Annotated in this window: 6 protein-coding genes; 4 read left to right on the forward strand and 2 right to left on the reverse strand. The window is 38.7% G+C overall.

The window, feature by feature from the left end:
- Positions 1-10 precede the first annotated feature (10 nt).
- The 3 genes from GXX20_01700 (at position 11) to GXX20_01710 (ending at position 2,915) form a co-directional block, all read left to right on the forward strand.
- The gene (locus GXX20_01700; GenBank protein HHW30379.1) at positions 11-1,216 is read left to right on the forward strand and encodes an NAD(P)/FAD-dependent oxidoreductase; all 1,206 of its coding nucleotides are present in this window, start codon (positions 11-13) and stop codon (positions 1,214-1,216) included.
- Between the two features lie 29 nt (positions 1,217-1,245).
- Entirely contained in the window at positions 1,246-1,650 is a 405-nt protein-coding gene (locus GXX20_01705; protein ID HHW30380.1) for a hypothetical protein, read from the forward strand.
- Positions 1,651-1,811: 161 nt separating this feature from the next.
- Positions 1,812-2,915 carry an amidohydrolase/deacetylase family metallohydrolase gene (locus GXX20_01710; GenBank protein HHW30381.1) on the forward strand — a complete coding sequence of 368 codons (1,104 nt, stop codon included), beginning with the start codon at positions 1,812-1,814 and terminating at the stop codon, positions 2,913-2,915.
- A 123-nt stretch (positions 2,916-3,038) separates the two neighbouring features.
- Here GXX20_01710 and GXX20_01715 read toward each other — a convergent pair whose 3' ends face one another.
- Positions 3,039-3,626, reverse strand: a complete 588-nt coding sequence (locus tag GXX20_01715; protein HHW30382.1) for a 4Fe-4S binding protein — start codon at positions 3,624-3,626, stop codon at positions 3,039-3,041.
- Entirely contained in the window at positions 3,601-3,846 is a 246-nt protein-coding gene (locus tag GXX20_01720; GenBank protein ID HHW30383.1) for a 4Fe-4S binding protein, read from the reverse strand. The genes GXX20_01715 and GXX20_01720 overlap by 26 nt, the downstream gene beginning before the upstream one ends.
- 404 nt (positions 3,847-4,250) lie before the next feature.
- Between GXX20_01720 and GXX20_01725 the strand changes: the two genes are divergently transcribed.
- Positions 4,251-6,047 carry a phosphoenolpyruvate carboxykinase (GTP) gene (locus GXX20_01725; GenBank protein HHW30384.1) on the forward strand — a complete coding sequence of 599 codons (1,797 nt, stop codon included), beginning with the start codon at positions 4,251-4,253 and terminating at the stop codon, positions 6,045-6,047.
- Positions 6,048-6,298: the final 251 nt, after the last annotated feature.

A 6,298-nucleotide genomic window follows, 5' to 3' on the forward strand; every position in this document is an offset into this window, starting at 1 on the left:
GGCTGTAAATATGACTTATGTAATTATAGGTAACGGGCCAGCAGGCATAAATGCTATTGAACAAATCATAAAAATCAATCCTGAGGGTGAAATAATACTTGTTTCAAAAGAAAATACACTGCCCTATAGCAGGATTATGCTTCCGGAATATTTGATAGGCGAGGTTTGTGAAGACCAGCTTTATTACAGGGATAAAGATTTCTACGCAAGATACAAAGTAAATTTAAGGCTTGGTAGATTTGTAACCGGAATAATTCCGGAACAAAAGATAGTAACCCTTGATGACGGATCTTCCATTGCTTACGATAAATTACTTATCGCGACCGGGTCAAGTCCCGTAATTCCGAAATTTGCGCAATGTGATATCGGCGGAGTTTTCACATTGTGGGATAAAAATGATGTTGAGAAGATACGCAGTTATATAAATAATATTAAAGAAATTTCAGAAATTGTAGTCATCGGTGGGGGATTACTAGGCCTTCAGATAGCAAGGGCATTATCTTCAATAGGTCTGTCAGTAACAGTGGTGGAAAAACAAGACAGGATAATGCCTCTGCAGCTTGATAAAAAGGCCGGTATACTATTAATGGAAGCTGCAGGAAAATCCGGAGTGAAATTCTTGATTGATACTGAGGTCTTAAGCCTGGAGGAAGAACAAGGTTCAATAAAATATGTGGTGACTAATAAAGGGAAAATCAAAGCAGATGCAGTTTTTGTTTCTGTTGGGGTGAAGCCTAATCTTAATTTCGTTGAAAATACCGGATTAAACAGGAATAAAGGATTGATAGTAAATGAATACATGGAAACAAATATTCCCGATATCTATGCTGCAGGGGATATTGCTGAGGCAAGGGAATATTTAACCAATGAAAATACTGTCAGGGCACTCTGGCCATGTGCAGTCAGGCAAGGCAAAGTAGCGGGGTTAAATATGGCAGGATGTAAAGAAATATATGATGGCAGTATTGCAATGAATTCCATTGAACTTTTTGGGCTATCCCTTATTTCTTTTGGAGAACTACAGGGAGAGGGTATTAACGGAATAATGAATAATTACGGGGACGGTAATTATCAGATGCTTTTCTTTAGAGAAGACAGACTGGTAGGAGCAATATTTGCGGGCAGTATTCAAAATGCAGGTGTTTTTTTCAACAGATTGGGAGAGAAACTCTCTTACAACTTTATTAATAGGCTCTTAAATTGTTTACCTTACTAATTTTACTGGAAGTCTAGGGGAAGAATCATATGGCTAAGAGAGAAAGACTGCTTGCAGTCTTAAGAGGAGAAAAAGTAGACAGAGTGCCTGTTTCTCCATTTATGATGGGGCCCAATTTCTTTAAAGAACATATACTGGCTATGGAAATTGAACATTGCAGGATTATCAGGGATATGGGAGCTGCCTACCTCTATCACAACTGCGGGGATGCCGCTGCTTTGCTGCCTCTTTATTCGGACATTAAAATGAATGTATATGAATCTATGACACCTCCTCCCTATGGAGATACAGATTTTGATACAGCCCTTTCAACAATAGATAAGAGTATAACTCTGTGCGGCAATATTGACCAGGTTAGTTTTCTGAAGGAGGCAACTCCGGAAGAGAACATCCGCGCCTTTGCAGAGGCAGGCTTAAAGTACGGGAAGTATTAAAAAAAGATCACAATATGAAGTCTCTCGCTTCTATAAGCGGGAGCTGAATTGATGCAAGTTATATTAACAACCTTATTCAGTGGGAGATTGCAAGACCCTCACTGAATCCCCCGAACAAAGCGAGTTCGCTATTGCAAAGAAGTGAAAGGATGTAGCTTAATATGAAATTACCGCTGGATGTCAATGCATATGATATAGATTTAAATTGTTTTTATAGTGCAACTCTCGCAGAGACGGCCGGAGGTTTTAAACTAATTAAAAAGGATGATGTACCCTCTGCTTCAAATATATATATTTCTCCAGGATGGATAGACATACATGCACATATATATGACGGATTCAGCTATCTTGGAGTATCGGCTGACAGAGATGCGGGAATTAAAAAAGGAGTGCATTTGGTGGCTGACGCAGGAACATCAGGAGCGGCAACTTTTAAAGGAATTGTTAAATATATCCTTCCTGCCAATCAAACTAAAATCAAAATATGGCTTCACATTAATTCAACAGGCATTCTGCATAATAAAGAAGGTACAGATATTAATTTAATGAAAGTCTCTGACGCTGTGGAGACAGCATGTGCCAATAAAGAACTTATATGCGGAATAAAAGTGAGAATTGCTCGGTCAATAGTCCTCGACAAGGGTATTGAGCCATTGAAACGTGCAAAAGAAGCTGCGGTAAAGGCAAATATTCCTCTTATGGTCCATATTGGAGAAGCTCCTCCTGATATTGATGAGGTATTGTCCTATATTGACAAAGGAGATGTCATTTCCCATGCTTTTCATGGGAAATCCGATTATCCATGGAATTCGGATGGAACTCCCATAGCTTCATTGCAGAAGGCTATAGACAGAGGGGCAATTCTGGATTTAGCCCATGGTTTTTCCGGGTTTAGCTTTGATATTTACAAAAAAGCAATTTCACATGGTTTTTTAACACATACAATAAGTACGGATCTACATACTAAGAATATTAAAGGGCCTGTATTTGACTTCCCTTCCACCATGACTAAGGCACTTTCCTGCGGGCTTCCCTTGAATGAAGTAATAAAATCGGTTACTTGCATACCATCCAAGGTCATTAATGAAAAAGGATGGTGCCATGCGTATAAGCATTCATTAAATAATGCGACAATTTTTGAATTATCAGAAAATATTGAAAGGAAGGAATTTTTTGATTCACAGGGTATGTCGCTGATACCTGAAAGAATTATTATTCCAAAAGCAGTTATAACCGGAGGCAGGCTTATAGACATTGAGAATTAAAAGTGCGGAAACTGAATTGATGCAAATTATTATGACAAACTTGTTCAGCGGGAGATTACAAACCCCCGCTGAATTACAGTGCGAAGCGAATTACAGAGCGAAGAGATTTTGCGCTGCATTATTTCATCTTTTCATATAATCCTTGTGCTTCAATATACATATTGCTTGTGTCATAGTACCCATGGGACAGTATACGCACCAGCTCCGGGGTTTATATAATATCATTGTAATTAAGCCCAGAACCGTTGAAGTTAGCATAACACTGTAAAAACCAAAGGCAAATTGCGCTACCCATGGAGAAACAGAAGAATTGCCCGCCCAGTGCCATGGAATCTTAAAAGTCCAAAGAAGTGTTACAGCTTCCTTCAATTCCCTTGACCCAAAAAATACCAGCCAGGTTGAAAAAAGCATATTAAGGAACATTATCATGAAAAAAGTCAAAAAACCGTAGCGGAACCATTTAGAACGCAACCAGGCCGGAATGTCATGACCTCTGGATAGTTTTAATTTTCCCCCTAAAAGCTCGAAGAGCTGGCCGCGGCCACAGTATCGGTTGCAGTAAGCTTTATTACCTTTAAAAATTGCTATCAGCAGCGGAACGAAAAAACAAATAAGGCCAAGCCATGCAAATAGAATATTAAAAAAACCTAAAGTCAAGTAAAGAGTTGATGCAATCCATAAATAATCATACCAGCGTTTTTGTTTTTTCACTGTATTTACCCCCTTCATTGCGATCTTTTCTTTCTATGATAGAAATAACTGATGCGGGGCATGCTTTTTGGCATTTTCCGCAGCCAATGCATTTTAATGCATCTACCTGTGCATAAAGTCCCTTAAAAACAGAAATTGCATTCAAAGGACATGTTTTTTCACAACATCCGCATGCAACACATTCTTCTGAAACAAACGCAAGCTTTCCTGAAAAATTCATGTTACTTTCCCCCTTACTGATATCTGAATATTTTTAATCGATGTTGGTTCATTAAAATATCTATATATTAGGATATTAAATTATTACAATATTATAATATAATAATATGCACCTGATTTGTCAATTGTGAAAATGCATATAAAAAAACGAAGGAAGATTGCTAAATATTATTTGTTGGTCTGAAATAATGTACTAAAATTTATACAAAAATGTATTAAAATAAAAAACAATTGTTGAATTTTTCACAAATTTATGCTACCATTTATTTTAAAATGCGGTTGTTTTTTTATATAATTAATAATTAACCGGTTTTTGATAAATTAATAATAGTATTAATAATCACTATCTAAAGACATTGTCGCTATTATATTGTTTCATATAATAAACTTGAGAGGAGAATTTCTATGACATCTAACAAAAAATTACTAGCCTGGGTAAAAGAAATGGCAGACATGTGTCAGCCTGATCAAATCTATTGGTGTGATGGTTCTGAAGAAGAAAACAATAGATTGCTCGAAGAAATGGTTAAAAGCGGACTTGCAAGAAAGTTAAACCAGGAAAAACGTCCTGGGTGCTATGCTTTTAACAGTGATCCTTCTGATGTTGCACGTGTTGAAAACCGTACTTTCATTGCATCAAGAAGGGAAGAGGATGCAGGTCCCACTAATAACTGGATAGATCCAGTTGAACTTAAGAAAACAATGACAGAGTTATATACAGGCTGCATGAAAGGCAGAACCATGTATGTTATTCCTTTTTCAATGGGACCTATTGGTTCACCTATTTCCAAAATTGGTGTTGAGTTAACTGACAGCCCGTATGTTGTGGTAAATATGCGTATAATGACCCGTATGGGTAAAGAAGTACTTGAAGCCCTTGGCGAAGACGGAGATTTTGTTCCCTGCCTACATTCTGTAGGTGCTCCATTAAAAGAAGGGGAAAAAGATATGGCTTGGCCTTGTGCTCCAATGGAACAAAAATATATAAGCCATTTCCCTGAAGAAAAAACTATCTGGTCCTATGGATCAGGATATGGCGGAAACGCTCTTCTGGGCAAAAAATGCTTTGCGTTGAGAATTGCTTCAGTTCTTGCAAGAGAAGAAGGTTGGCTTGCTGAGCATATGCTTATACTGGGAATAACTGACCCCAAAGGAAATAAAAAATACATTGCAGGCGCTTTCCCCAGTGCTTGCGGAAAAACAAACCTGGCAATGTTGGTTCCCACGATTCCGGGATGGAAAGTTGAGACCATAGGTGATGATATTGCCTGGATGAAGTTTGGAAAAGACGGACGTTTATACGCCATCAACCCAGAAGCAGGATTTTTCGGAGTTGCTCCCGGAACTTCCAAAGATTCTAATCCAAATGCAATGAAGACCATAGAAAAGAACACTATTTTTACAAATGTTGCAATCACTGATGACGGTGACGTATGGTGGGAAGGAATCGGAACTGAACCTCCGGCACATTTAATAGACTGGAGAAAAAATGACTGGACTCCTGATTCTAAAGAAAAAGCAGCTCATCCTAATGCTCGCTTTACTGCACCTGCCAGACAGTGTCCTTCAATTGCTCCTGAATGGGAAGACCCGCAGGGAGTTCCAATTTCCGCAATTCTGATTGGAGGACGCCGTCCTAATACAATACCTTTGGTTCATGAGAGCTTTGATTGGAATCATGGTATTTTCCTTGGTTCAATTATGGGATCAGAAATTACTGCAGCTACAATTTCAAGCAAGATTGGTCAGGTTCGCCGTGATCCTTTTGCAATGCTTCCTTTCATTGGCTATCATGTATGTGATTATTTACAGCACTGGCTTGATATAGGGAAAATGACCGATCCTGATAAATTGCCCAAGATTTTCTATGTTAACTGGTTCCGTAAGGATAAAGACGGCAATTGGCTCTGGCCTGGATATGGAGAAAACAGCCGTGTGCTCAAATGGATATTTGAAAGAGTTTCCGGTGAAGGTAAAGCAGTTAAGACTCCAATAGGTTACATGCCTACAAAAGATGCCATTGATTTAACCGGACTTGATATTTCAGATGCACAAATGGAGGAAGTGCTGAAAATAGATAAAGATGAATGGATGTTAGAAATCCAATCCATAAAAGAACATTATGCTTCCTATGGCCAGCGTTTGCCAAAAGAATTGGCAGCACAGCTTGAAGCACTGGAAAAGAGATTTAAAGAAGCTTAATAGATTTAAGGATTTTAAGATATATAAGGAACAGTGAGAAACCAAGACTTCTTAGAACTTTTGATGTTTTGACAGTGATTATGAATATCGGCAAGCCTTACTTAAGAGGCTTGCCGATTATTTTTTGTGTGCCACGCATGGCACGTAGCTAGGCGGTGAAAGTCCGCTGTGGGGGCAGGCAGTTGCCAACCACTAGCAGACGGCAAGGGTGTCCATCGCGAGGTGGAATCTGAAGGAAGCCGGAAGCAAAG

This window comes from Clostridiaceae bacterium, from assembly GCA_012840395.1.
Lineage (GTDB): Bacteria > Bacillota > Clostridia > Acetivibrionales > DULL01 > DULL01.

Excerpts from the sequence above, each read along its gene's own strand:
- GXX20_01720 (HHW30383.1), bottom strand. The coding sequence starts at position 3,846 with ATGAATTTTTCAGGAAAGCTTGCGTTTGTTTCAGAAGAATGTGTTGCA.
- GXX20_01725 (HHW30384.1), top strand. The coding sequence starts at position 4,251 with ATGACATCTAACAAAAAATTACTAGCCTGGGTAAAAGAAATGGCAGAC.
- GXX20_01700 (HHW30379.1), top strand. The coding sequence starts at position 11 with ATGACTTATGTAATTATAGGTAACGGGCCAGCAGGCATAAATGCTATT.
- GXX20_01705 (HHW30380.1), top strand. The coding sequence starts at position 1,246 with ATGGCTAAGAGAGAAAGACTGCTTGCAGTCTTAAGAGGAGAAAAAGTA.
- GXX20_01710 (HHW30381.1), top strand. The coding sequence starts at position 1,812 with ATGAAATTACCGCTGGATGTCAATGCATATGATATAGATTTAAATTGT.